The following is a 25,698-nucleotide window of genomic DNA, read 5'->3' as shown; positions in this document are numbered from 1 at the left end:
GAACACCATGGCCAGCGTCGTCGTGATCAGCCCGCCCTTCCAGTCCCACGCCCGGCCGCTCGCCGCCCTCGGAGCCGCTCTGGCCCGGCACGGCGCCCAGGTCGACTTCGCCTGCACCGAGGAGTTCGCCGACCTCGCGACCCGCCACGGCCTCCGCTTCGCCGAACTCGCCGTGACCCGTAACGCCAACCACGGCATCGCCGAAACCACCCGCCAGAACCAGGCCGAGGCTCAGCGCCTGCGCGAATTCCTCGACGCCACCCGTCATGGACCGGCTGCGGCCCTGCTCACCCAAGCCCGCCACCGCGCCGACGACATGCTGGCCGACCCCGAACGCGTCCTGCACGACCTCGTCGTCCTCGACGCGCGACTACGCCCCGACTGGTACCTCGTCGACCAGCTCTCCTACGCCGCGACCCTGGCCCTGCACTGCCTCGACTTGCCCTACGCCACGTTCTGCCCCGGCCACCCCAGCTACCTGCCGGTCTCCCCCGACGCCTACTTCGGCCTGCCCTACGCGTGGCCCGACACCCTTCGCCCGCCCCTCGCCGATCTCGACCGGCTGCGTGCGGCGGTCGCGGCCAATGACACCGCGTTCACCGCCGTCTTCAAGGCGATCACCCGCCGCCACGCTCCCGGGAGACCAGAACCGGACCGGGCTTTCGCCCTGTGCTCACCACACGCACTCGTCTTCAACTATCCCCGTCTGCCCTGGCTTCCGCCCGCCCCGAGCGGCCCGAAGGCCTTGTACGCCGGCCACCTGCTGCCGCACGGTGCCCCCGAGCCACTGGACGACGGCTGGCAGGAGGTGCTCACACGCCTGACGGTCGACGGTCGCCCCGTGGCACTCGTCGCCCTGGGTACGTTCCTGTCCGCCCACCACTCCGTCCTGGCGACTGCCGCGGCCGGAATCCTCCGCCACACCCCGGCCTCCGTGATCGTAGCCGCCGGCAATCGCGTCGCCGACGTCACGGGCCACCCGCTGCTGCGCGACGCCCCGCCCGATCGGCTGCACGTGGCTCCGGCGATCCCGCAGCAGGAACTGCTTCCGCATGCCTCCGTCATGGTCCACCACGGAGGCAACAACTCCTTCACCGAGTGCCTGCACGCCGGCGTGCCCGCACTCGTTCTGCCCTTCTCCAGCGACCAGTTCGCCATCGCCCACGACGCCGAACGCGCCGCCCTCGGTCATTGCCTCGATCCCAACGCGCTCACTCCGGAATCCGTCGGCTCCGCGGTCGCGGGCCTCCTCGCCGGAGGTGCCGTGGGAACCGCCGAACTCAGCCGGCGCATTCGCCCCCGCGGCCCCGACTGGACCGCGGCCGCACTCCTGACGCACATGCCGGCCCGCCTCTGAACACATGGCTCGGGCACGGCGGACGCGCGCGTCGCTGCGCGTGGCGACCGACTGCACCCGGCGGACGCCGAAGTGGTGGCAGCGGGTCCAAGGAACTGCCACCGTGAACGACCACCTCCCCGGCCGACACCCGGCCTTCCTGATGCGGAGCGGCCTGATCCTCGCCGCGGGCACCGGCCCCGGCCACCTCGTCCCCGACGACAACACCTGGCCGTCGGCGGTCGAAAGGGCTCCTCGGTCTGCCATTCGGGTGAAAAGACCCGGGATGGCCGGGCCCGGATGGACAGCCGGTCCGTCGCTGCCAGAATCTCAGTCTCCTTGAACTCTCCCCATACACGCGGTGCCGTCGAGGAGCTGGAGCAGAACGTGCGATTCATCCGACCACGCAGCATTCCGGGGCAGGCGACCGGAACCATGGCCGGGCATTTCCCGTGGACGCTGATGTACCACTCCGTGGCGGTCGCACCCGAGGACCCGTATATGATCACCGTTTCCCCCACGAGATTTCGTCGCCAGCTGCACTGGTTGTCCTCATGGGGCCTGCAAGGGGTGGCGGTGGAGACCCTGCTGCGCTGCCATCGGGAGGGCACCGCCCGGGGGATGGTCGGGCTCAGTTTCGACGACGGGTACCGGGACTTCGCCGAGGAGGTCGTGCCCGCACTGGTGGAGTGCGGCTTCACCGCAACGGTCTACGTGGTGGCCGGCCGATTGGGCGGATACAACGACTGGGACCAGCTGGGCCCCCGCAAACCGCTGATGACGTCGCGGCAGGTCCGTGAAGTCGCCGCCGCCGGGCTGGAGATCGGCTCGCACGGATTGACGCACCAGCGCTTGGCAGGCCTCGGCGCGCGGGATCTGGCGGCCCAGATCACCGGCAGCCGCCAGGCGCTGGAGGACCTCACCGGGCAGGCGGTGGCAGGGTTCTGCTACCCCTACGGTTCGCTCGACGCCGCGGCCGTGGCGGCGGTGGCACGCGCCGGCTACAGCTACGGGTGCGCGGTCAGCCCCGGAGCCCACAGCGGGACGTACGCGATTCCCCGCTGCTACATCGGCGACCGGGACGGGCCGCTGCGCATGGTCGCCAAGTTGGCGCGCGACCGCTGGCAGCGCTGACGGCCGGCAACGCGCTCAGGAATCGGCGGCGCCGGGCTCCAGCCGCAGCCAGGACTCGTGCCAGAGCAGTGCGCACTGGCGATCGCAGCCGTTGGCGAGCGGCTCGCCGCCGCAACGGAGACCTTGGAGGATGAACCACCTGCCTCCGGCGGGCCGTTGCCACCAGGCGAGCGAGCGGTGTCGCAGCTCGAAGGCTCCGTGCCGGGTTCCGACGTGGCGTTCCATGCCGGGCTGGAAGGGCACCCCGTCGAGGCGGCGGTCCTCCCCGAGGGTCGCGCCGATCTCGGCAAGACTGCGGACGGTGGCCCACCGGGCAGCCGACCAGGTGGGGGAGAACGGCGCGGAGGCCGGCTCCAGCCAGTCGTCACGGAACAGCAGGGCGCAGTCCAGTCCACACCCCTGGGTGCCATCGGCGCCGTGGCAGGTAGCGCCGGCCAGGGTGACGGTGTCGGCCAGACGTCGCATCCGGTAGTGGTCGTCGACCATGCGTCGCACGACGCGCTCGACGCGGTGGACCCCGCCGCAGAACGACCATTGGCTACCGGTGAACCAGAGCCCCCGATGACGGTCCTTGGCGTCGAGGGTGGCGCGCACCGCCGCCTCGTCCTTCACCCGGACCCAGTCCCCCACGGAGAAGCGGGAGGGCCGACCGGGCGCGGGAGGACCGCTCCGGCTCTCGCGCCGGTCCTCGAACGCGAGCCGGGCGCGGCGAACGACACCGAGCGGGGGAAGGTCGCACAACGGGAGGTTCTTGTACTGGCATCGCGCCGCCGCCGTTCCCCAGCGCGTCCCCGTCGTGCCGTCGAGCCGTGATCTCTCCGCGGTCATCTGCGCGATCCCATCGGGTCGGAAATGTTGACACAGGGTAGCGCGACGCCTTTCCGAGCCGGCTTGCCGAGCCCGCGGGGAGCCATTTCTAGCAAATTACTACCAGTCATATCGGAGATCTCCCCGGAAACGGCTCCATCGCCCTCAGAGCCCTTGATTCTTGCATACGGAATTCCCACCACGACCGCTGTCACGGCGGGGACCTCGGCGCTGGTGACTTCGGACCGCTCTCCGGGTGTCGAATGCGCACCGGGAGCGAGCGGATCCGCCGTTCCCCTAGGGTCGCGACATGTCGACTCCGACTTTCTCCTCACGCGGCCCGGTGCTGATGTTGTCGGCACTCGGAATGCTCGCGGGAACGGATTTGCTGAGCAGGTCATCGCATTCCGCCGCCCTGGCGATTCTCGCGCCCGCCATGGAGTCATCGGTCTTGCAGGCCGTACCGTGGGCGGCCGCCGTCCTCCGGGTGGCATCGATCGCCGTCCGGGTGGTGACGGAGTCGCGGCGGGACTTCACCGCCGGTTGCGGACGTCTGCTCGCGGGCACGGCCGCCGGCTGCCTGGCGGCCGTCGTGGTGTTCGGGTGCGTCGCCCGGCTGCGCAGGGCACGCCGTCGGGCACTGGGGCCGATGGTGAGTTCGGTGCGGCGCGGGGTGCTCCGGCCGCCCGGCCGGGTGGGGGACCTGACGGTGACGGTGCGGCGGGTGTCGACGGCCGACTGCGGCCAGGACCGGGGCGTGCTGTGCGAGGTGCTGGAGACGCCGTTCGGGGTCCGGATGGTGATGGGCGACGTACGGGGTGGCGGCCAACCGGAGGCGGTTCAGGTGATCGCCAGGGTGGTCGGGGAGATCTGGGAGGCCGCACAGTACGAGCCGTCCCTGGCCGGGGTGGCGGCCAGGGCGGAATCGTGCGTGTCCGGGGCGGTGGCGGCCGGTGTGCTGGTGACGGCCGTGTTCGCGGAGTTCTCCGGGGCGGCGGAGGTGGTGCTCCTGTCCCGCGGGCACGCGCCGTTGCCGCTGGTCGCCCACGACGACGGCGTACGAACCGTGGCGTGCGAGCCGGGCCCACCCGTGGGCCTGGCCGAACTGGCCCTGGGCGAGCCGCTGTTGTGTCCGGAGCCGTTCGTTCCGGGGCAGACCCTGGTGGTCTGCTCCGACGGTGTCGCCGAGGCCCGAGGACGCGGGGGTTCGCGCTACCCGCTGGAGGAGCGCTTGGCGCGACTCGCGGGGACCAGCGGGTGGCGGGCGGGCGGCACGGAGCAGCGCGCGGACCTGCTGTGTTCGGACCTGACGGCCTTCACCGGAAGGGAGTTGGACGGTGCCGCGGTGGTCCTCCTGATGGAGCGGGTGCGGTCCGCCGACGGGTAGCCCGGACGGGGCTCACCGCGGCCGCGGCCGCGGCACCTGCCGTGGACCCGGCGCTCGCGGCGTGTCGACGGACCGCCGGGTCGTCACCGCTGGAGGCGGGCCGCCGTGTCGCGGATGGCGGGGAGTCGGCGGTACAGGGCGTCACCGGGGCATTCGGTGGCGAAACCGTCGCGGTGGCCGGAGATGGCGGCGAAGTCGACGACGGTGCCCTTGGGGTAGAGGCTGCTGTCCGAGCCGGAGGTGAGCTGGGCCGTTCCGTCGGCCTGCCGGCCGGTGAGGCCGAGCTTCCAGGCGGCGATCTTCGCGAGGCCGTCCTGCAGCTCCTGCGGCGGAGCGTCCGAGCTGTACGTCCCGATGGCGGCGATGCCGGAGGAATTGGTGTTGAAGCCGAGCGTGTGGGCGCCCAGCACGGGCTGGTTGACGCCACCGGCCCGGCCCTCGTAGATGGTGCCGCAGCGGTCGACCAGGAAGTTGTAGCCGATGTCCCGCCAGCCGTTGCTCTGCACGTGGTACTGGTAGATCGATCTGATGATCCTGGGCGCGTCGGAGCAGGCGTAGTCGGTGGCGGTCGCGGTGTGGTGGACGAAGGTCACCCGGACCGCGCCGGTGTACACGAAGCCCGCTTCACGGATGGACTCGTCCGCGCCCCAGCCCGCCCGGGTGACGATGCCGGGGCGCGGAGCGGCGAGCGCCTCGGGCCCGGCCTCGTGTTCGAGAAGGGGCTTGGCGTCGGCGGAGGCCGCCCCCTGGCCGGGGTCGACCAGTTCGACCCGCAGTCCGCGCGGGAGACCGGCCGGGCCGGGGTGCACGTCGACCGCGACGCCGTCACTGCGTCCGGCCCACAGCGGGGCGGTGGAACCGTGCGGGAGGGAGTCGGGCCCGTCTGCGGCCTCGGTCTCCAGGGTGTGCCAGTCACCCCAGCGCCCGGTGACGGCATCGCGGGTACGGACTCGTACGGAACCGCCGGCGAGGGCCCTCGGGGAGCCGTCCCAGACCACGCCGAGGAGTTCGAACGAACGGGTGGCCCGGGGCGCGACGGCTCCGCCGGAGGTGAGGGCCACCGAGGTGACCGAGCCGCCTCCGGCGGAGGTGCGCGGTGCCGGGGCGACCGAGTTGTCGGCGGCGGCGACGGGGGGCTGGAAGAGCAGGGCGGTGGTGCAGCCGGCAAGGACCGCTGCCGGGATTGAGATCCTCATGTACAGGATGCTCACGGCAAATCACGGTCCCCGCATGTCACCGGTGGAGCTCGCGCGGTCACGGTGGGCGTTCGGGGTCGGGGCGGCCACGCAGCATCGGCTGGGCGGCGGAGCGGAGCGCGCGGCCGGCGTTCCCCCGTTCTCAGCAATCCATTGGGCCAGGCCGGTTAACTCGCGGCGACGCGCTACGTCCCCGGGTGGTAGAGCAGCGTATTCAGAAGATCCGTTTTGCGGATCATCCAGGAGCACCATGCGAACTCGAATCACCACCCTGGTCCTGTCGGGCCTGACGTCGGCCGCCCTCCTCTGGGGCACCGGCGGTGTGGCCCACGCCTCGCCCGCCATCGACCACAGCGCGACCTCCGACTCGTCGGCGGCCCAGGGCGAATGGGTCGACAGCCTGCTGCGGCTCGCCGAGGAGAGCGGTGTCTCGTCGGACGGCACCTGGACCAGCAGGAGTCACAGCGATCTCCAGTCGATGCAGGTCGTCGGCCCGGCCCACCGCGCCGAGGCCGGCGACGGCGTCGCGCCCGAGGGCGTCGCGCTCGACGGCGTCGCGCTCGACGGCCAGGAACCGGGCTCGGTGCAACCGGACGACTCGGCCCGGCCCGGCGAGCAGGGCCGGCCGATGGAGCAGGCACCGCAATCAGCCCTTCCCGAGGGCGCCTGGGAGAACGGCAGCGAGTCGTGCGATCAGGCGCCCGGCCACGAGTCCCACGGCCACATGCACGGCACCGGCCCGACCGAGTGCATCTGCCTGCCCGAGGTTCCCGGCACTCCCGCTCACGGCGAGCACGGCGAACACGGCGAACACGGCGAACACGGCGAACACGGCGAGCACGGCGAGCACGGCGAGCACGGGGAACACGGGGAACACGGCGAGCACGGCGAGCACGGGGAACACGGCGAGCACGGCGGCTCGGAGCAGGGTCAGGGCCAGAACGGCCAGCAGAACCAGGGTCAGGGGCAGGACCAGAACCAGGGCCAGGGCCAGGACCAAGGCCAGAACCAGGGTCAGGGCCAGGACCAGAACACCCAGCAGAACCAGGGCCAGGACCAGCACGTCGCCGTGACGGTCATCGTGCAGAACACCGTGGCCAACAACCTGAACAACAGCGCCAACAACAGCGCCACCAGCAACTCGAACAACTCCGCGCACAACAGTGCCCAGAACTCCGCGCTCAACAACCAGTCGGCCTCGCAGGCCAACAACCTCTCCAACCAGCAGAGCCAGGTCAACCAGCAGTCCGCGCACAACCTGAACAAGATCAAGTTCGTTACGCAGGAGATGCCGGCGCGCCCGCCGCACAGGCCGTCCCACCACGGCGGCGGCGAGGAGCACCACTCCGGACACCACCACGGCGAACTGGCCCAGACGGGCGCCCCGAAGACACCGGTCCTCCTCGGCCTCGCCGCCGCGTTCCTCGCCGCCGGCGCGGGGGCCGTACGGCTCAGCCGACGACGGGCCTGATCAGGCCCGTTCCCGGGAGGCGTTACCCTCCGAATCGTTCATGAACAGGCCTCCGCCGGGTAGTTGACCCGGCGGAGGCCTCCTTGCGGTCCGGCCGGGCCGTCTCGTCGTGGCGGCAGGCCGCGTCACCCGCACGGCCGGGGCCCCACCCGTGCGGTGGCGCCCCCACCCCGCCCGAGGTCACCCCGATGCGACTCAAAGCCCTTCGGTCCGACAGTCGTTGCACCCTGTGCATCGGCCCGTGACATGGGCGGCGGCCTTGATCCGGACCAACCCGGACTCGCCGGCGCTGCTCGGCGGCCTGCCGCCCGCAACGGCCAGGCATGCCCGCCTTCCGGGGAGCGCGACCCGGCCTGCCCCGACCGTGGGACTCCACCACGCGAACTCCGGGACCGCGGCCGGGTTCCGCCACGGAGAACGGAAGAAGGGCCTCCTGGCTGCCCGATCGGATTCCGACATCCGACCGGCCACCAGGAGGCCCTCCACCACACCCCGGCCGCTCCGCACCCACCCGGTCGGGACCGGGGCTGTGGTGCGCCTCACGAGCGGCACGGCGGCTTCCCGCACCGGGGCGGCACGCCCGTCAGGCGTCCGCGGTCTGGACCTCACGCGGCGCGGCGGCGGTCTCGGCGGACTTCTGCGGCCGGTCCGCGAGCTTGAGCCAGACCACGCCGGCGATGATCACGGCCAGCCACACGGCCTTGGCCGGGGTGAGGCTCTCGTCGAAGACGACGGGCCCCAGCAGGGCCGCGCCGACCGACCCGATGCCGGCCCAGACGGCGTAGCCGATGCTGACGTCGATGGTGCGCAGTGCGGCGCTCAGGGCCCAGAGCGTCAGGAGGAAGAAGACGACGGCGACCAGCGACCAGGTCAGTCGGGTGAAGCCGTGGCTTCCACCGACGGCCAGCGCGTAGCCGACTTCGAAGCCGCCGGCGAGCAGGAGCATGATCCACGGGTTGGCTGAGTTGCGGCCGGTGTCGGACATGTGCACGGGTCCTTTCGGGAGGTTGAGCCGGGTGGGGGCGGGAGGATCAGGCGGCGCCGCTGAGCTGGAGGCCGACGACGCCGGCGATGATGACGGCGATGCCGACGGCCTTGCGCCAGTTCAGGCGCTGGCCGAAGAGCAGGGCGCCGAGGAGGGTGATGCCGACGCCGGCGACGGAGGTCCAGATCGCGTAGCCGACGCCGACGTCGAAGGTCAGCAGTGCCTTGCTGAGGAAGAAGGTGCCGAGGGCGCCGGTGATCAGGGTCACGGCGGTCCACGTACGGTTCTTGAAGCCTTCGGCCTTGCCGGCCGCGATGGCGACGGCGATCTCGAAGATGTCCGCGATCGCGAGGTAGAACCACTGCATGGCTGGTCCTTTCGTTCTTGGGAGGTCGGCGCTTCTGGGGAGGGGAGGTGGGGCGGAGAGAACGGGAGAGAGCGGGAGAGGAGCGAGGAGGGACGCGGGAAGGGGTACGCGGGAAGCGGGGCGGTCGGTCACGAACCCCGCGCCAGCCACGGACCCGGCGTCAGGGCCGGTTCAGCAGCCGTCGATCCCGCAGGCGGGGGCGGCGTCGCCGATGGCGTCCTGCTCGGCCTGGGCGTCGAGCACGGCCTTGCGGATCTGGGCGACGGAGGGCACGCCCTCGATGCGGTGGCGACCGTCGACGATGATGGTGGGCGCGACGGAGACCCGGTTGGCCTCCGCGTGCCGCAGCGCCGCCCGGTGCGCCTCGGTGTACCGGCCGGCCGTCAGCGCCTCGGCGAAGTCGGCGCCGTCCAGGCCGAGTTCGGCGGCGATGTCGGCGAGGACGGCCACCTCGCCGATGTCCCGGTTCTCCTGGAAGAAGGCCCGCAGCACCCGCGGGGTGTACTCCGCGCCCCGGCCGTGCTCGGCCGCGTACTGGTAGCCCTCGAAGGCCAGCCGGGTGTAGGGCTGCGGCGAGACCGTCGGCAGGGTGATGTCCACGCCGAGCCGGCGGGCCATCGGGTAGACGGCGCGGGCCCAGATGGCCGGCAGGTAGTCGTCCTCCGGGCGCAGTGTCGGGGTGGGGTGGGGCCGCAGCTCGAACGGCATCCACTCGATGTCGACGTCGAGGTCGCGGGTGGCCTCGTGCAGCGGGCCCTCGGCCAGCATGCAGAACGGACAGACGTAGTCCGACCAGACCTTGATGCCGATCCTGCCGGTTGCCGTTCCGCTCATGGCCGCCCCCGCTCCATGGTGAGGAAGTCCTCGAACGGCGCCGTGGCCTCCGGGATCTGGATCGAGGTGACCTTGATCGGCCAGGTCTCCGGGTCCTCGGCGAAGATCGAGTACGAGCTGGTGTAGTCGAAGCCGTACCGCGCGGCCGTCTTGCGGTCGACCACGTTGACGATGTGGCTGACGCTGAAATACAGCGACGCCATGTAGCACAGGGCGCAGGGCTCGCCGGAGGCGATCAGGGTGGATCCGGCGGTGGCGTGCAGTCCGTACTTGGCGGCGGCCGCCCGCAGCGCGGTGACCTCGGCGTGCGCGGTGGGGTCGTTGTCCTCACGCACCCGGTTGACACCGGTGCCGAGGATCCGGCCGCTGTTGATGACCACACCGGAGAACGGGATGCCGCCCTTGGCGACGTGCTCGCGGCTGATCCGTACGGCCTCGCGGGCGTACTCGGTCAGCTCGCTCTCGGAGAGTTCGGAATAACGCAACGCTGCTCCCCCGCTCAGGCCGCGGTCGCGGTGTCGACGGTGGGTGCCGTGGGATCAGGCATGGAGTCCCCAGGTAGTTGCTTGTATGTACATGTTGTTTTTGCCCGTGAGAACCTCAGGCGGACAGGTAGAGCTTGCATGAACATACATCTTGCTGTCAATCGCCGGCGGTGAAGAACTTCGCCTGACCCACGCTCATCAGCTCGTGCCGGCAGGACAATTGGGGCATCGTCGGCCCGCCGTCGGGCCGCGCCGGGCGCATCGGGCGGGCCGGGAGGGGTCGGCGGCGCGCCCGAAGCGACGGCTCAGACTGCTACGGGATATCCCAGGGAGGCTTCCCGGACCCACCGGGAGCAGGGCACGAGCGGCGGCCTCGCCAGACCGTCACTTCCGGTGCCCGGGCCGGGGCGGAAGGCCCGCATGCCGAGGTCGGCCGCCAGGCGGCTGTAGGTGAAGGCGGCCGACACCAGGGCCATGTGGTGGTGCCACCCCGGGAACGAGCGGCCCTCGAAGTCCCGCAGCCCGAAGCGCCGTTCGAGCAGCTCGACGGTCTCCCCGGTCGCGGCGTGCCGCTCCGCGTACTCCAGGAGTTCGTCGACCGGCCGGTGCACCATGTTGGTGAGCCAGAGCCGCCCCGCCCCCGTCGCGTCCTCGTCGGGTTGGGTGAAGAGCCGGAACGGCTGCGGTCTCTGGTCCGCCGCGACGGCGCCGGGAACCTGCACCAGACCGTCGCGCAAGGACGCCCAGCCCGCTCTGCAGGCCCCGGAGCGCACCTCTGGGCACCGCTCGCTCACCGCGCGGGCCGCCGCGGCCACCGGCCGGCGGGAGCCGGAGGCCTGGTGCTCCAGCGGGGCCAGCGGGAAGCTGTCCGGGATCGCGACCGCGTAGTCCAGCCCGCGCCGGCTCAGGCCGTCGACGAGCCGGCGGGTGTCCAGGTAGCCGTCCAGGTCGACCACCACCGGGACCGGGTCGTACTGCGAGCTCCGCGCCATCTGGTCGATCAGGTTGAGGAGTTGGCCCTCGCACGAGGCGGTGGCCGTGTGCGGGATCCGGGCCTGCTCGCGGAGCGGACCCTGAGCGGCCCACGACTCCGGCAGGAACAGGCACCAGCCCACGGGGAACTCCCCCGCCTCCGTCGACATGAAGACGGCGGTGCCCACCTGGCAGTTGACGGTCCGTCCGGTGTGCGGGATGAAGCGCCGGTGCACCCCGCAGGACTTCTCACCGCGCTTGGGCAGCACGACGGGGGCGATCGTCCAGGCCCTGGGTCGGGCCCGGTCCTCGACCCACCGCCGGAGCTGGTCGCAGACCGGATCCCACTCCCAGGGGCTCTCGTTGACGAACTGGTGCAGGGCCTGCGAAGCGGTCGGGGAGTCGCTCGACACGGCCGCCAGTCGGCGGATGGACTTCTTCCCGGGCGTGCTGAGGAGGCCGTTGACGTAGGTGTGGGCCCACTTGCGCTGGTCAGCTCGGCGCAAGTGGCCGAACAGCTGGTCCGTGAACTGGGTGACGGAGTCCCATCCCCTCATAGCTACCCCTCCCGTGTTGCGGCTGCGGCTTTCACACAGATCCACCCACACTAAAGAATGAGCACTATTTTTTTCTCGGGTAAAGGACTTCCGGTCGCCACTTCGCCAACTCGATACAAAGCCCTGGCGCGAATCACCGACGTCCGGTCCGGGGAACGGGCGGCCGGGGCCCGCGGCCCGCGGGGAAAAGGAATCGCCCCTACCGATCAGGGACCAGCACACCCTGCGGGACATCGGTCCCGCAGGTCAGGGGCATGCCGCCGGGTGTCGCCGCGGTAGCCGTACGTCTACCATCAGGTCACCCGTCGTTGCGGGCGGCGTCGCCCCGGGACGGGCCGCGCAACCGCGGCGGGGCGGGCGTCCGGTCGTGCTCGCAGGGGTCGGGGCCGTCCTCCGGCCGGGTACCGAAGCCCGCCCCGGCCCGCCGCCACAGCCGGCCGAGCTCGTGCTCCACGACGCTGACCGGGCGGCCGGAGCGCAGCTGCGCCTCGGCGCCGGCCAGCAGGTAGGCGACCAGCAGTTCGATGTCGGCGAGCTCCGCGTCGGTGGTGCCGCCGGCCCGGGCCAGTTCCAGCGCGTGCAGCAGGGCGGGCCGCCAGGCCTGTTCCCAGGCCCCCTGCGAACCGGGGCACTCGTGCGCGAGCCGCATCGCCGCATGGGCCCGGACGTCCTCCTGGAGGAAGGCCGCCAGCAGCTGGGTGAGCCGGCTGACCCCGGCCAGCCCGGGCGTCGTGAGCTGCTGGACCTCGTCCAGGGCCGAGGAGGTCGCGGCCGCCCCCACCCTGAGCACCTCCTGGGCGAGGTCCTCCTTGGTCAGGAAGTGGAAGGTCAGCGCGCCCGAGGTGACCCCGGCGGACTGGCTGATCCGCGCCAGGGTGGCACCGGCGTAGCCGTGCCGGGCGAACTGTCCGGCGGCGGCGTCGATCAGGGCGGAGCGGGTCTGTTCCGCGCGGGCCTGCCTCAGCACTGCGGCGCGCGCCGGTACCGCGCGACGAGTGCGGCCGCGGACCGCTGGACGCCCCAGGGACTTCGTGTGAGCTGCATGGCCCCTCCGGCTCGTTCGTGCACCAGCCCCCGTGACGACGCGGCAAGCATACCCCGGTCCCGGTGGCGTCCTGACGCATCGTCGAACTCGTGTTCACCTGGCTCGACCTGCGGCGATCCCCTCCGCGCCGGCTGGATCCGGGGCGTGGCGGAAGCGTGGCCGGAGCGTGGCGGAGACGTGGTGGAAGCGTGGCCGGAACCAGGGCCGGACCCGGGACGCGTCGGTCCTCGGAGGGTGCGGGTAGGGCCGAATACGGCACCGCACCCCGGGGCAGGGAGGCCCGGGGTGCGGTGGATCCGGAGCGCCCGGGAAAACCGCCGGGTGCGCGGCGGCCCGACGGGCGGCAGGAGGATCCATTCCGATCGGCGGAAAAATGGGCATGGACGGAATAGCGAATTGCGATAAGCGGATCGAGCACCGGCGCGGCTGCCAGGAAAAGCGGAGGGCCGGTTCCCGTTGTCTCACCGGGACTTCACAAATGACCGCACCCTCCGCGGGTCACCGAATGGCGGGAACGTACGAGTCGTCCACCCGGCCGTCCGCCGTCGCCGGGTCGAAGGTCGTCGCGGGTGCCTCGTCGCCCCGCGCGCCGTTCCGGCGGTCGTACCGCAGGAAGTCCGACAGCTGGTCCGTGCGCCGCAGGTGCCCCTTGACCAGGACCACGCCGAACAGGTGGTCGCCGTCCTCCCGCCAGCAGACCAGCGGGATGCGGTAGGTGTCGCCCTCCGGCGTCCCGAAGACGGCCTCGTAGGCCTGTGCGTCCAACAGGCTCACGAGTGGCCGTCCTTCGGGGTCGTGGCGAACAGCTGTCCGTAGTCGGTGATCTCCTGAGCGGTTCCGGCGGCGCCGGCCAGGTGGAGGGCGTGCCAGAGGATCACCTGGTTCGCGGTGACGACGTTGAACCCGAGCTCCTCCTCCAGCGGCTTGATGGTGCCCACCGCCCGGATGCCGTTGCCGGCCACCAGGACGGCCTCCGGCCGGTGCTCCGCCACCGTGCTGCGGATCCAGGCCGACAGGTTCTCCGGCGTGATGGCCTTCTGGTTCGACGGCAGTCCGCAGGGGCCGTGGTGAACCACGTCGTAGCCGAACTCGCGGAAGTAGTCGGCCCCTTGACCGGAGAGCGAGTCGGTGAACCACGGCGGGTTCACCAGCGCGATCCGGCGGGCGTCCAGGGCGTCGAAGGCGGCCCGGGCGGCCTTGGTCGTGCCGGTGATCGGCAGCCCCCGGGTGACGGGCAGCAGCCGCTCGTACAACTCCCGTTCGCCCTGGGCCTTCAACGCGTAGCTGGAGGAGGTGAACCCGAGGGTCAGGGCGTGCAGCGGGGAGGCCGCGAGCAGTTCCACGGCCTGGTCCAGGTACGGGGCCTGGACGAAGGACAGGATCGGGTCGTACGGGATCTTCTCGTCCATCTCACCGCCCGCGCGCATGGCGGCGAAGTGCACGCGCGATCCGTGGACGGAGACGGAGGCGGGGGCCACGGCCTGCAGTTCGGCCTCCGGGCCGACGTCGGCGTGCGGCACGACGACGCCGATCCGGGTCGAGGCGTCCCATCCGTCGACGGGCGGCGGGGTGCTGGTCATGGGGGTTCTCCTACCGGGTGAGGGTGGACTCTTCGGCGAGCCGGCCGCCGCGGACGGTGCCGGAGCCCGTGGTGTCGAGGAACTTGGGGTGCTTGCGGCGCATGGACTCGATGACGAACTCGTAGGGGAGGTCGTCGAAGCTGCCGTGGTCGGTCAGGAACTCCATGGCGCCGCCGCCGTCGTGGGGGTGGTGGAGGCTGTCGTTGACGCCGTCGAACTCCAGGGCGCGCATGCCGTAGAGCTTGCAGAGCAGCTTGTTGAACACCGGGGTGACCTTGATCCACTTGCCGTCCAGGTGCACCTGGGCGAGCGAGTGGAAGAACACGTCGCCGCCGATGTGGGACAGCAGGCGGGGCGAGGCCAGGTGGTTGCGCACGTCGCCGTAGACCAGCCGGGAGGGGATGCCCAGGGCGCGCACGGTGGCCGCGTACAGCGCGGCCTTGTGCAGGCAGAACCCGGACTTGGTGGTGGCGGTGTTGGAGGCCCGCAGGCCCTCCCGGGCGAGCGGGGCGCCGTAGACCTCGTAGTCGACGCCGTCGCGCACCGCGTAGTACAGCTCGATCGCGTTGGTGCGCCGGTCCGCCGAACGGTCCCGGACGGCGTGGTCGACGAAGGCCTGCACCGCGTCGCTCTCGTGGTCGAGGAACTCGGTGGAGCGGGTGAGGTGCTCCAGTGTGTCGGTCATGTCGGGATTCCCGTCGGTCAGAGTCCGAGCAGCATGGCGATGCGGTTCCGCTGGATCTCGGAGGTACCGGAGTAGATCGTTCCGGCGATCGAGTTGCGCAGGTCGCGCTCGACGCCGTACTCGGTGAGCACCCCGCGGCCGCCGTGGATCTGGACCGCGTCGAGCGCGGTCTGCACGTTGGCCTCGGAGACCACCGTCTTGGTGGCCGCGAGGTCGAGCGCGGCGTCCTCGTTCCGCTCGACCTTGGCGCCGGTGTCGACGAGCCACTTGCGGGCCGTCTCCACCCGGATCTTCATCTCCGCGATCTTGTGGGAGATGCCCTGGTAGGAGCTGATCGGCCGGCCGAACTGGCGGCGCTCCTTGGCGAAGGCGATGGTCTCCTCCAGCCGCCGGGTCATCTCGCCCAGGGTGATGGAGAAGCCGAAGAGCACCTCCCGCTTCATCACGTAGTCCAGGACCCGGAACCCGGCGCCCTCCTGCCCGACCCGCTGGGAGACCGGGACGCGCAGCTCGTCGAAGGAGAGCGTGCCGATCGGGCTGGTGCGCAGGCCGATCTTGTCCATCGCGGGGCCCACGGTCAGACCGGGGGTGCCGGCCTCGACCAGCAGGGTGGTGAGGCCGAAGGGGCCGGGCTTCCCGGTGCGGACGTAGAGCAGGAACAGGTCGGCGACCGGGGCGTTGGTGATGAACATCTTGTCGCCGCTGACCACGTAGTGGTCCCCTTCGCGGCGGGCGACGCTGGCCAGGTTCATCGCGTCCGAGCCGCCGGAGCTCTCGGTGATCGCGTGTGCCGTGATCAGCTCACCGGACATGATCCGCGGCAGGTACTTCTCCTTCAACTCCTGGCTCGCGAACCGCTGCAGGGGCACGCCGACGGACACGATCTGGGTCGAGGCGGAGAAGGACAGGCCCGCGTCCCGGGAGGAGTGGCCCAGTCCCTCCAGGGCCCGCATCGTCCGGGTGAGGCTGTGCCCGGCGCCGCCGAACTCGGGCGCGAAGTGCACCCGCAGGAGTCCGGTCTCCCGCAGGGCCTTCCACTTGTCGTGAGGGAAGTCGCCTGCCGCGTCCAACTCGCTGGTGTCGGCGTTGAGTTGATCCGCCCACGGGGCGGTGAGGTCGAAGAGGTCATCGTCCATCGGGAGGTCCTGGGGTCCATTCCGGGGTCGGTCGTGCTGCGGAGGATCGGGGTCGTGCCGTGGCGGGGTGTCACGGCCCGGCCCGGCCACGGGCTCGGGGCGGCACGTGGCCGGGCCGGGTCCGGTCCCGGCCCGGAGCCGTGCGGGGCTCCGGGCCGGAACCGGTTCGACCGGCCGGCGGTGGGGCGTCGGCTGATCGGCGACTCAGTACTGGGAGTAGCCGTCCTCGGAGAGGGTGTGCTTCTCGTCGCCGTTGATCGGCGGGTTGAAGATCGACACCAGGTGGAGGTCCTCGTCCTCCGAGGCCACCAGGTGGTGCGGGTCGTGCTGGTTGAGGACGTAGATGGTGCCCGGGACGATCTTGTGGCGGGTGCCGTCGTGCTCCACGACCTCACCGGAGCCGCTGATGCAGTAGCAGGCCTCCAGGTGGTTGCGGTACTGCAGGGCACTGGAAGTGCCCTTGCGCACCAGGGTGTCCGCGACGGCGAAGCCCATCCCGTCGCTCTTGGTCAGCAGGCGGGTGCTCAGGCCGTTGCCCCACTCGACGGGGGCGACATCATCGAGGCTGCGGGTGAACATCTCTGTGGTTCTCCTTCGGAATAGGTTGGGAACTACGGGTGTTGCGCAGGTACGGGCCTTGCGGGTGTGCGGCTCTTGCGGCGGTGCGGGTGGGGCGGTACGGGAGGTCAGGCGGCCACGGCCGGGCTGTGCTCCGCGATCACGGCGGCGATGGCGTCCAGGGTGCGGAAGTCGTCCGGGCCGAAGTCGATGTCGTCGACGGGGATCCGGTAGGCCGTGGTGAAGTGCGCGAGCATGCGCACCAGGCCCAGGCTGTCGATGACTCCGGACTCGATCAGGTCGTAGTCGCCGGTGAGGTCCGATACGTCCTCGCCGGCCAGGAACTGGTCCACCACGTAGGCGCGGACCTCGGCGGCTATTGCGGTGCTGCTCATGCGGTGGTCTCCTTCAGGCGGGTCTGCTTGATCAGGTTCCGGTCGGGCTTTCCGGTCGACGTACGGGGCAGCGGAAGGGCGGTGAGGTGCACCGAGGCCGGGATGGCGTGGCGCGGCAACTCCCGCCCCAGGTGGGCGCGCAGGCCCAGGCTGGTGAGGGCGCTGCCCGGGCGCTGGGCGACGTGGGCGTGCAGGCGGACACCGGCCTCGGGGTCGGGCAGCGGTACCACCACGGCCTCGGTGACGTCGGGGTGGGCCGCGATCACGTTCTCCACCTCCTGGAGGTTGGTGCGCACGCCCCGGACCTTCACGTGCCAGTCCGCGCGCCCCTCCAGGAAGTAGAGGCCCTCGGTGTTGCGGGTGACGATGTCGCCGGTGCGGTAGAAGACCCGGCCGTCCAGCTGGGTGAACACCGCGTCGTTGAGCTCCCGGCGCAGGTAGCCGGTGGTCTGGAAGGGCGTGGACACCAGGAGTTCGCCGGTGCCGACCGAGGCGAGGCGCCGGCCGTCGGAGTCGACGACCACGGCCTCGGTGCCCCGGATGGGGCGGCCGACGGGCATCGGCCCGGTGGCCGCGGGGTCGACCCGGTGGATGAACGAGTCGTTGGTCTCCGTGCAGCCGAACACGTTGTGGAAGGCGGCCCCGGGGAACGCGGGGGCGACCCTGGCGAGCAGGTCCGCCGGCATCCGGTCACCGGTGAAGATCGCGTGGCGTACGGCGGGGAAGGTGCCGCCGTGGTCGAGCAGCAGCCGGTACACCATCGGCACGCCCTGGACGAAGGTGACCCGGTGCCGGGCGGCCAGCCCCGCCAGGTGGGCGGCGTCGGTGGCCCGTTGCTGCTCCACCAGGACGACGGTGGCGCCGAGTCGCAGGAAGGTCCAGATGTCGAGCAGGGCGAGGTCGAAGTTGAGCGGGGCGTAGGACAGCGCGATGTCCTCGGCGGACAGGGCGAACTCCCTGACGGCCCAGTCGGCGAAGGCGTCGAACCCGGCGGTCTCGATCGGCACGATCTTGGGGGTGCCGGTCGAGCCCGAGGTGGTCAGCAGCAGCCGGGTCCGGGCCGGGTCCGGCACCGCGAACCCCGTCGCCTCGGCCTCGTCCGCCGACACCGGCGCCGCGGCGAGCGCGCCGTCGGCGGTCGCGGTGAGCCGGAAGGAGACCCTGGCCTGCTGCGCCAGGCGTTCCAGTGCGGCGCTGCCCAGGTCCGGGGAGGGGGCGAGGGCGACCAGGCCCTCCTGGGCGACGGCCAGCAGCAGGGCGACGGTCTGCGGGTTCTTGTGCGCCGGCACGCACACCGTGCCGCCGGACGGGAGGTCCAGCGCCGACAGGTGCTTGCGCAGACTGCGGGTCAGGTCGTTCAGCCGGCCGTAGCTGACGGCCTGGTCGTTGAAGTGGAGCGCGATGCGGTGGGGCCGTTCGTCGCCGTGGGCGGCGACGGTCTCGGCCAAGCGGGACGATGGCACGGCGGGATTCCTCGCGGTCGGCTCAGCCGCCGGTAACGGGTACCGATCGGCTGTTCGAATTCGTGCGGTGTCGAGGAAGACCGTACCGGGCGAAGTCCATGCTTGGTCAAGCATGCACTTGCCGAAGTGGGTGTGACGCAGACCACGAGACTTGCATGACCAAGCAAAAGACCCCGAACGCGGAATGCGTTCGGGGCCGGGCTGGAGGGGCGGGGGGCGCCACGCCGGCGCGCCACAGCCGTCCGGGACCGGGGGAGCCCGGGACCGGACCACGGTGCCGCGCCGGGGGGCGACGGGTCAGGCCTGGGTCGCGCGCAGGGCCTGGACCGTGGGGCCCAGTTCGGGATCGGCGGTGAAGGAGTTCAACGCGGAGGACAGGACCTCCGCGTAGGTCGCCCGCGCCGCCTGGTAGCGCTGGCGCCCCTCGTCCGTGATGACCGCGTAGACCCCGCGCTTGTCCGAAGGACACAGGTCCTTGAAGGCGAAGCCGGCCGTTTCGAGCCGACCCACCAGCCGGGTCACCGACGACTGCCCCAGGCCGACCCGGTCGGCCAGGTCCTGCATCCGCAGCTCGCTGGTCGAGGAGTGGTGCAGGTGCTCCAGGGAGCGGTACTCCGACAGTCCGATCCCGTGCTGCCGCTGGAGCGCCAGGGCCAGCTCCCGCTCGACGAACGAATGGAGCGTCAGCACCCGGCCCCAGGCGGCCTGGTCGGAGCTGCGCAGCGGCGTGTGCGATGAAGTTGCCATAGATGCCTCCCTTGCAGAGGTGTTGCTTGACAGAAGAGTACATGCGCATGCAAGATCCTGGCGCCCCCGATTTTTATTCCCGGGATCCCTTGAGCGCAGTTCATTGCACGTACAAGCAAACGTTCTGCCCCTGTTCAGCGCCACCGCAGGAGCCCCGGCCGCCTCGGCCCCGACGCACCGGCTCCTGCCCCCCGTACCCGTCGGCGACACCCCGTTTCGAGGGCGTCCCGAGCCCCAGCACCTGCGCGGGGCGATCCTCGACGCGCAGGCCCACCAGGACGTCGCCCACGGCGCCGCCTGCAGCACCGAAGGAACCTGCTGACATGAGCATCCGTGCCCACTTCGCCTCCGCGGCGCAGCCGCCGTCCCCGGAGCCGGGGCGCCACGTCCTCGCCACCGTGACCTACGGCGGCACCACCGGCCTCGCCCGGGTCGAGCACGGCCACCCCGACCTGACCATCCCGATGGCGGTCACCAACGGCGACGCCTTCCGCGAGGTGTGGACCGTCGCCGAACGGCCGCGCTGGGTCCTGCGCGAGGACAGCGCCTACGCCCACGACGGCCGGCACCTCTTCGTCGCCGGCCTCCTCCCCGAGCAGTCGGTCTACACCCCGCCGGTGCGGGAGATGTACGAGAAGGCCTTCGCGCTGGTCAACCACCTCGACTACGGCCACGTCTTCCGGATGTGGAACTTCGTCGGCGACATCCTCGGCGCCAACGCCGAGGGCATGGAGGTCTACCGGGACTTCGTCCGGGGCCGCGCCCAGGCGTTCCAGACCTACATGGGCGACACCACCGCCCAACTCCCCGCCGCCACCGGGATCGGCACCCAGGGCCGCGGCATAGCCTTCGTCCTGCTGGCGACCAGAAGAGGCGTGCCCCGGCACCTGGAGAACAGCCGGCAGACCTCCGCCTACCACTACCCCGACCAGTACGGTCCCAAGTCGCCGAGCTTCGCCCGCGCCACGCTCCTGGACGACACCCTCTACGTCTCCGGCACCGCGTCCATCCTCGGCCACGAGACCGTCCACCGGGGCGACGTGCGGCGCCAGACCCGGGAGACCCTGGACAACATCGCCCACCTGATCTCCCGCGAGAACCTCGCGGCCCAGGGCATCGACGCGGGACACGACCTCAAGGACCTACGGATGATCAAGGCCTACGTGCGACATGAAGACGATGTTCCGGCGGTACGCGCTGTCTGTGAAGAGGCACTTGGTGTGGGTACTGAGGTGAAGTACCTCAACGTCGCCGTCTGCCGGGACGACCTCCTGGTCGAGATCGAGGGACTCGTGCCCGCCGTGGGGTGGGACCAGTGACCGCCCTCAAGGTCGGCATCGTCCTGCCCGGCCGCGAGGCCGTCGTCGACGAGGGCCCCTACCCGGGCAACCTCGCCTCGATCGCCGCCCTGGCCGAGGAGTCCGGCTTCGACTCGATCTGGGCCGGCGAATCCCCGCTCGCCCGCTCCCGGATGAACCCGCTGCTCGCCCTCGCCGCCGCCTCCACGGCCACCGAGCGGGCGCAGTTGGGCACCGCCGTGCTGATGCCGCTGCGCGCCCCCGTCCACCTGGCGCACGAACTGGCCTGCCTGGACCGGATCTCCGGCGGCCGGCTGATCGCCGGCATCGGCTCCGGCTTCGCCTCCCCCGCGACCGAACGCGAATTCGCCAACTACGGGCTGGACTTCGCCACCCGCTTCGGGCGGATGCGGGAGACCGTCGAGATCTGCCAGGCGCTCTGGGCCGCCCGCGGCGAGCCGGTCTCCTACCAGGGCGAGCACTACCGGCTCCAGGACGCCGCCCTGCTGCCCCTGCCGCACCAGCCGCAGGGCCCGCCGCTGTGGATCGCCCACTCCGGCCCGCAGATGCTGCGCCGGGCCGGCCGCGCCTTCGACGGCTGGATGCCGACCTCCACCACCCCCGAGAACTACGGCGCGGGCTGGGACCAGGTCACCGCCGCGCGCGAGGAGGCGGGCCGCCCCGCCGAGGCGGTCACCGGCTCCGTCTACCTCTCCGTCGCGGTCGACCGCACCCGGGAGCAGGCCGAGGAGACCCTCTGGTCGTACTTCCGCGCCTACTACGGCCTCCCGCTCACCACCATGCGCACCACCCAGGGGATCTTCGGCGGCACCCCGCAGGAGGTCGCCGACTGGCTCCACCAGTACGTCAAGAACGGCGCCCGCCACCTGATCCTGCGCCTGCCCACCGCCGAACTGACGGAGGCCGCCTACCGCTCCGCGGTCCGACGGACGGCGCAGGAGCTCCTCCCGATCCTGCGCGAGCTGTGAACGGCCGGCCCCCGGCGCCGGGGTGGGCGGTGTGGGCGGCGGCCTGGCCGATCACCGCCGTGTTCATGCTGTCCAACATCCCCACCCCGCTGCTCGCCCTGTGGAAGGACCGCATCGGCTTCTCCACCGGCACCACGACGGTCATCTTCGCCGCGTACATCGGCGGACTGCTGCTCGCCCTGCCGTTCACCGGCGCCCTGGCGGACCGGTACGGCACCCGCCGGGTGCTGGCCCCCGCCCTGGTCGCCGGACTGGTCTCCTGCGCGCTGTTCATGACGGCCACTCACGTCCTGACCCTGATCGTCGCGCGCCTGCTCACCGGTGTGGCGGTCGGCGCGGTGCTCTCGGCCGGCACCGCGGCGGTCTCCCACGTCGGGGGCCCCGCGCGGCGACCGCAGGCGGTCCTCGCCGGATCGGTGGCCATCGGCACCGGCCTGGCCGCCGGCCCCCTGCTCGGCGGCAGCGTCTCCCAGTACTGGACGGCCCCCACCGTCACCGTCTTCGTCCTGGAGGGGATCCTGCTCCTGACCGCCCTGGCGGTCGTCCACACCGTCCACCTGCCGCCCGTGCCGGTCGCCCGGGAGGAGCCCGGCACGGGGTGGCTGCGCCTGCCGTCCGTCCCCCGGGTCAACCGCCGCGGCCTGGCCACCAGCCTGATGGTCTACATCCCCGGCATGACGGGGACGTCCCTGCTGCTCGCCCTGGGGCCGATCCTGCTCGCCTCCCTGCTGCACACCGGCAACCGGCTGGTGACCGGCGGGATCGGCTTCATGATGTTCGGCGCCTCCACCGGCGTCCAGTTCGCGATCCGGAACCTGCCGCTGGGGCGGATCCTCACCATCGCGGGCGTCGTCACCGGCATCGCCATGCTCGGCACCGCCACCGCCGTCCGCGCCCACTCCCTCACCCTGCTCACCCTCGCCGCGGTGACCGCGGGCGTCGGCCAGGGGATGGGCCAGTACGGCGGCTTCTCCCGGCTGGGGACGGAGGTCGTCCCGACCCGCCTCGCCGAGGCCAACGCGGCGCTCAGCGCGGGCGGTTACCTCTTCGCGGGCATCCTGCCCATCCTGACCGGCTACCTGAGCGACGCCGCCGGGATCGCCACCTCCTCCACCGTGTTCGCCTCCCTCACCGGCGCCGCGGCCCTCGTCGGCGCCCTCCTGGTCGGCACCGTCCGGGCGCGCACACCCGTCGAGGAGGTGCGGGAGCCCTCGAAGGTCTCGGCCTCCTGAACGGCCCGCCCGCTGCGGCCGGATCGCGGCGGGCGGGCTGCTCCCACCCGCCGCGGGGCGTCAGCCGACCGGCGCGGGGCGTCAGCCGACCGGCGCGGGCACCCGCTCCGGCACCGCCAGCGCCGCGAGGCGGCGCAGGCTGGCCCGGCGCTGGAGCGCGGCGAGCCCGGTGGACGCCACGCCGAGCGCCAGCCAGCCCGCCGGGCCGGCGGCCATCACCACACCGGTCAGCAGCATCGGCCCCACCGACTTCTGGACCGACTGGGACATCCCCGCCACCCCCAGGTAGGAGGCCCGGGCCCGCGGCGGCGCCAGGCTGACCGCCAGCTCCCAGGAGCTCACCGAGCGCATCAGCTCCGCGAGCGTGACCAGCGCGGCCGCGGCCAGCAGGGCGAGCGAGGCGGTCAGCGGGCCACCGCCGGTGGAGAGCGCGATCAGCAGGCAGCTCGCGAGCAGCGTCACCCCGTACCAGCCGACCGCCCTGGTCGCGCCGCCCGGCCGCTCCGCCCAGCCGGAGACCCGCAGTTGGAGCACCACCACCAGCACGGTGTTGAGGGTGAGGAAGGCCGGCACCACGGCGTGCGGCGCGTCGGTGTGGTGGATCAGCCAGAGCGGCAGGCCGACGTTGAGCACGGAGTCGTCCAGGCACATCGGCAGGTCCAGCAGCACGAACAGCAGGTAGCCGCGGTCGCGCCAGGGGCTCGGCACCGCGCCGCCCCCGGCGGCCGCTGCCTCCGCCGCCTCCGCCTTGGCCTCCGCCTTGGCCTCCGCTTCCGCCGCCGCGCCCAGACCGCGCCCGGCCGGCTCCGCGGTGCGCCGGATCAGGGCGGCGGCCAGCAGGTACGAGAGCGCGTTGGCCACGATCAGCGCCCGGTACGCGGTGGTGGTGCCGACCGCCAGGCCGATCGCCGCGAAGCCCGTCCCGACCGCGTAGCCGCCGTTGGCCACGCTGCGGAACAGCGCCTGGTAGGTGGCCCGCCGCTCGCCCGCGACCCGGGTGGCGAAGAGCATCTCCAGGGTCTTGGCGCCTCGTTCGGCCAGGCAGGTCAGGGCGACCGAGACCAGCAGCGCGGTGAAGTCCTGGACCACCAGCAGCAGCGCCATGGTGGCCACCCGCAGCAGGTGGCAGCCGATCAGCAGGCCGCGCACCGAGAACCGTTCGGCGGCCCGTCCGGACAGCGGCGAACCGATGATCCCGGCCACCGCGCCCACTCCGAGCAGCAGTCCGAGCCGCCCGGCGTCCATGCCGCAGACGTAGGTGAAGTACAGCACGGACGCGGCCGCCCACACCCCGGTGCCGGTCCGGTCCACGCCCTGGGCCAGCAGCATGATGCGGGCGTCCCGCCCGCCCGGCGGCCGCCGCAGCTGCGACCACAGTCCGTTCCCCCGCATGACAGGTCCTCGTTTCACGTCCACCGTCAATCTCGACATCAAGATACTTCATGTCGAGATAGCTTCGGAACCCCGGCCCCGCACAGCGGACGCCCACCCCGGCACCCCCTCGACGCCCGACGGGCCGTGCGCCACACTCTCCCCAGCAGCACCCGCGCTCCCGACGCACCGGCACCGACGCACCGAACGACCGCACCCTGGAGAGCCACACGGTGACCACACGCCAACTGCTGGAGATCGCGTTCTCGTCCGGCCGGTCCGGAACCGGACCGGCCACCTGGGGCCAACGGGCCATCTGGGACGCCGTACGCCGACTCCCCCCGGCCGACGTGCCGCGCTACACCATCGCCACCGCGGCCCCGCTGGACCCGGGCCTGCCGCTGCCCGGACTGCTCGACGCCCTCGCCCGGCTGCTGCACCTGCACGACTCGCTGCACACCCGGCTGCTGTCCGCGCCGGACGGCACCCTGCGCCAAGTCGTCGACCCGGAAGGCACCTTGACCGTCGAGGTGCAGCCGCTGGCGGACGGCGAGGACCCGGCCGAGGCCGGCGACCGACTGCACCGGGACCTGGCCGGACGCCCCTTCGACACCGCCACCCAGTGGCCCCTGCGGGTCGGTGTGGTGACGGCCGACGGCCTGGCCCGGCACATCAGCCTGGCGCTCTCCCACACCGCCGTCGACGGCGCGGGGATGAACCGCCTGGTCGCCGACCTGACCGCGCTCAGCCTCGGGCACTCCCCCACCGCGCTCGCCGGGCTCCGCGCACCGGCCCAACAGCCGCTGGAGGAGGCCGAGTTCCAGGAGTCCGAGCGGGGCCGCAAGCGCGACGCGGGCGCCCGCAAGCAGTTCGTCCGCAAGCTCCGGCTCGCCCCGCCCCGGCTATTCCCGGAACCGCCCGCGACCGAGCACCCCGCCGACTTCCCCAACGCCGTCCTGCGCTCCCCCGCCCTGCCCGGCGCGGTCGAACTGGTCGCCGCAGCCCACCGGGTGAGCACCTCCTCCGTCCTGCTGGCGGCGACCGCCACGATGACCGCCCGCCTGGCCGGCACCACCGAGGCCGTGCTCAACGTCGTGGTCAACAACCGCTTCCTGCCCGAGCTGACCAACGCGGTGAGCGTGGTCGCGGGCGACGGGCTCTTCCACCTCCCCGACGCCACCGCCGAGTTCGGCGAGGTCGTCCGCCGCACCCACGCCGCCGCGATCGGCACCTACCGGCACGCCTACTACGACAAGCTCGCCCTGGCCGCCGAGGTCGAGCAGCTCACCGCCGAGGGCGTACCGCTCGCCGACCGCTCCTGCGTCTTCAACGACACCCGCGACCTGCTCCCGGCCGCCCCCGCCCCGGGCGACGAGGGCACCACCCTCAGCTGGCCGGTCGACTTCGAGCCCCGCCCGGGCCTGACCTACGCCCTGGACGCCCTGCAGTCCCCCGAGGCCCTGAGCCTCGCCATGACCGCCGACCCGGCCGTCCTCCCGCGCCCCGCGATGGAGCGGTTCCTCTACGGCATCGAGGAGTTGATCCTCACCGAAGCCGCGAAGGCCCCCTCCGCCTGAGCCCGGCCCGGGGGGGGGGGGGGGGGGGGGGGGGGGGGGGGGGGGGGGGGGGGGGGGCGGGGGGGGGGGGGGGGGGGGGGGGGGATGGCCG

The 25,698-nt window shown here is 72.2% G+C and carries 25 protein-coding genes; 8 read left to right on the top strand and 17 right to left on the bottom strand.

Features of this window, described 5'->3' with window-relative positions:
• Nucleotides 1-7 precede the first annotated feature (7 nt).
• Complete coding sequence (locus ACZ58X_RS08825) at nt 8-1,357, top strand: glycosyltransferase (RefSeq protein WP_470332945.1); 1,350 nt, start codon at nt 8-10, stop codon at nt 1,355-1,357.
• Between the two features lie 318 nt (nt 1,358-1,675).
• Nucleotides 1,676-2,470 carry a polysaccharide deacetylase family protein gene (locus tag ACZ58X_RS08820; protein WP_470332944.1) on the top strand — a complete coding sequence of 265 codons (795 nt, stop codon included), beginning with the start codon at nt 1,676-1,678 and terminating at the stop codon, nt 2,468-2,470.
• A 15-nt stretch (nt 2,471-2,485) separates the two neighbouring features.
• Here ACZ58X_RS08820 and ACZ58X_RS08815 read toward each other — a convergent pair whose 3' ends face one another.
• Nucleotides 2,486-3,100 (bottom strand): hypothetical protein, encoded by a 615-nt coding sequence (locus ACZ58X_RS08815; RefSeq protein WP_470332943.1) that lies wholly within the window; start codon nt 3,098-3,100, stop codon nt 2,486-2,488.
• 628 nt (nt 3,101-3,728) lie between these two features.
• Between ACZ58X_RS08815 and ACZ58X_RS08810 the strand changes: the two genes are divergently transcribed.
• Nucleotides 3,729-4,664, top strand: a complete 936-nt coding sequence (locus ACZ58X_RS08810; RefSeq protein ID WP_470332942.1) for a PP2C family protein-serine/threonine phosphatase — start codon at nt 3,729-3,731, stop codon at nt 4,662-4,664.
• 83 nt (nt 4,665-4,747) lie between these two features.
• Here ACZ58X_RS08810 and ACZ58X_RS08805 read toward each other — a convergent pair whose 3' ends face one another.
• Complete coding sequence (locus ACZ58X_RS08805) at nt 4,748-5,860, bottom strand: peptidoglycan recognition protein family protein (RefSeq protein ID WP_470332941.1); 1,113 nt, start codon at nt 5,858-5,860, stop codon at nt 4,748-4,750.
• A gap of 250 nt (nt 5,861-6,110) precedes the next feature.
• Between ACZ58X_RS08805 and ACZ58X_RS08800 the strand changes: the two genes are divergently transcribed.
• Nucleotides 6,111-7,331: a hypothetical protein gene (locus tag ACZ58X_RS08800; protein ID WP_470332940.1), complete on the top strand. Its 1,221-nt coding sequence runs from the start codon at nt 6,111-6,113 to the stop codon at nt 7,329-7,331.
• A 583-nt stretch (nt 7,332-7,914) separates the two neighbouring features.
• Here ACZ58X_RS08800 and ACZ58X_RS08795 read toward each other — a convergent pair.
• From ACZ58X_RS08795 to ACZ58X_RS08730, 14 genes are all read right to left on the bottom strand, one after another.
• Nucleotides 7,915-8,316 carry a DMT family transporter gene (locus ACZ58X_RS08795; protein WP_470332939.1) on the bottom strand — a complete coding sequence of 134 codons (402 nt, stop codon included), beginning with the start codon at nt 8,314-8,316 and terminating at the stop codon, nt 7,915-7,917.
• A gap of 46 nt (nt 8,317-8,362) precedes the next feature.
• On the bottom strand, nt 8,363-8,683 hold the full coding sequence (locus ACZ58X_RS08790) for a DMT family transporter (RefSeq protein WP_360235350.1): 321 nt from the start codon (nt 8,681-8,683) through the stop codon (nt 8,363-8,365).
• 171 nt (nt 8,684-8,854) lie between these two features.
• A complete protein-coding gene (locus ACZ58X_RS08785; RefSeq protein ID WP_470332938.1) occupies nt 8,855-9,517 on the bottom strand; it encodes a DsbA family oxidoreductase in 663 nt (220 codons plus the stop codon).
• A complete protein-coding gene (locus ACZ58X_RS08780) occupies nt 9,514-10,002 on the bottom strand; it encodes a nucleoside deaminase (protein ID WP_402477770.1) in 489 nt (162 codons plus the stop codon). The genes ACZ58X_RS08785 and ACZ58X_RS08780 overlap by 4 nt, the downstream gene beginning before the upstream one ends.
• Nucleotides 10,003-10,307: 305 nt before the next feature.
• Nucleotides 10,308-11,531 (bottom strand): IS701 family transposase, encoded by a 1,224-nt coding sequence (locus ACZ58X_RS08775; protein ID WP_470332937.1) that lies wholly within the window; start codon nt 11,529-11,531, stop codon nt 10,308-10,310.
• Nucleotides 11,532-11,829: 298 nt separating this feature from the next.
• Nucleotides 11,830-12,498 carry a TetR family transcriptional regulator gene (locus ACZ58X_RS08770; RefSeq protein ID WP_470332936.1) on the bottom strand — a complete coding sequence of 223 codons (669 nt, stop codon included), beginning with the start codon at nt 12,496-12,498 and terminating at the stop codon, nt 11,830-11,832.
• A 576-nt stretch (nt 12,499-13,074) separates the two neighbouring features.
• Nucleotides 13,075-13,350, bottom strand: a complete 276-nt coding sequence (locus tag ACZ58X_RS08765) for a DUF6253 family protein (protein WP_470332935.1) — start codon at nt 13,348-13,350, stop codon at nt 13,075-13,077.
• Entirely contained in the window at nt 13,347-14,156 is an 810-nt protein-coding gene (locus ACZ58X_RS08760; RefSeq protein WP_470332934.1) for a maleate cis-trans isomerase family protein, read from the bottom strand. Before ACZ58X_RS08760 ends, ACZ58X_RS08765 begins: the two co-directional genes overlap by 4 nt.
• A 10-nt stretch (nt 14,157-14,166) precedes the next feature.
• Nucleotides 14,167-14,841, bottom strand: coding sequence for a transglutaminase-like domain-containing protein (locus ACZ58X_RS08755; protein ID WP_470332933.1), 675 nt, complete (start codon nt 14,839-14,841; stop codon nt 14,167-14,169).
• A 17-nt stretch (nt 14,842-14,858) separates the two neighbouring features.
• Complete coding sequence (locus tag ACZ58X_RS08750) at nt 14,859-15,977, bottom strand: acyl-CoA dehydrogenase family protein (RefSeq protein ID WP_470332932.1); 1,119 nt, start codon at nt 15,975-15,977, stop codon at nt 14,859-14,861.
• 204 nt (nt 15,978-16,181) lie between these two features.
• Complete coding sequence (locus ACZ58X_RS08745; RefSeq protein ID WP_470332931.1) at nt 16,182-16,556, bottom strand: ectoine synthase; 375 nt, start codon at nt 16,554-16,556, stop codon at nt 16,182-16,184.
• Between the two features lie 107 nt (nt 16,557-16,663).
• The gene (locus ACZ58X_RS08740; protein ID WP_360235320.1) at nt 16,664-16,930 is read right to left on the bottom strand and encodes an acyl carrier protein; all 267 of its coding nucleotides are present in this window, start codon (nt 16,928-16,930) and stop codon (nt 16,664-16,666) included.
• The gene (locus ACZ58X_RS08735; protein ID WP_470332930.1) at nt 16,927-18,393 is read right to left on the bottom strand and encodes an AMP-binding protein; all 1,467 of its coding nucleotides are present in this window, start codon (nt 18,391-18,393) and stop codon (nt 16,927-16,929) included. The genes ACZ58X_RS08740 and ACZ58X_RS08735 overlap by 4 nt, the downstream gene beginning before the upstream one ends.
• Nucleotides 18,394-18,690: 297 nt before the next feature.
• A complete protein-coding gene (locus tag ACZ58X_RS08730) occupies nt 18,691-19,140 on the bottom strand; it encodes a MarR family winged helix-turn-helix transcriptional regulator (protein ID WP_470332929.1) in 450 nt (149 codons plus the stop codon).
• Nucleotides 19,141-19,463: 323 nt separating this feature from the next.
• Here ACZ58X_RS08730 and ACZ58X_RS08725 point away from each other — a divergent pair, with 323 nt between their 5' ends.
• Genes ACZ58X_RS08725 through ACZ58X_RS08715 form a run of 3 tightly spaced genes read left to right on the top strand, consistent with a single transcriptional unit; the run spans nt 19,464 to nt 22,659 of the window.
• Complete coding sequence (locus ACZ58X_RS08725; RefSeq protein WP_470332928.1) at nt 19,464-20,459, top strand: FkbO/Hyg5 family chorismatase; 996 nt, start codon at nt 19,464-19,466, stop codon at nt 20,457-20,459.
• Nucleotides 20,456-21,427, top strand: coding sequence for an LLM class flavin-dependent oxidoreductase (locus ACZ58X_RS08720; RefSeq protein ID WP_470332927.1), 972 nt, complete (start codon nt 20,456-20,458; stop codon nt 21,425-21,427). Before ACZ58X_RS08725 ends, ACZ58X_RS08720 begins: the two co-directional genes overlap by 4 nt.
• Nucleotides 21,424-22,659: an MFS transporter gene (locus ACZ58X_RS08715; RefSeq protein WP_470332926.1), complete on the top strand. Its 1,236-nt coding sequence runs from the start codon at nt 21,424-21,426 to the stop codon at nt 22,657-22,659. The genes ACZ58X_RS08720 and ACZ58X_RS08715 overlap by 4 nt, the downstream gene beginning before the upstream one ends.
• An 81-nt stretch (nt 22,660-22,740) precedes the next feature.
• Here ACZ58X_RS08715 and ACZ58X_RS08710 read toward each other — a convergent pair whose 3' ends face one another.
• Nucleotides 22,741-24,051 (bottom strand): MFS transporter, encoded by a 1,311-nt coding sequence (locus ACZ58X_RS08710; RefSeq protein WP_470332925.1) that lies wholly within the window; start codon nt 24,049-24,051, stop codon nt 22,741-22,743.
• A 212-nt stretch (nt 24,052-24,263) separates the two neighbouring features.
• On the opposite strand from ACZ58X_RS08710, the gene ACZ58X_RS08705 reads away from it, so the two are divergent.
• Nucleotides 24,264-25,607, top strand: a complete 1,344-nt coding sequence (locus ACZ58X_RS08705) for a condensation domain-containing protein (protein ID WP_470332924.1) — start codon at nt 24,264-24,266, stop codon at nt 25,605-25,607.
• Nucleotides 25,608-25,698 lie beyond the last annotated feature (91 nt).

The organism is Kitasatospora sp. NPDC040550 (assembly GCF_055594965.1).
The sequence above is the reverse complement of the archived record's forward strand: the minus strand, read 5'-3'. Positions and strand labels throughout refer to the sequence as shown.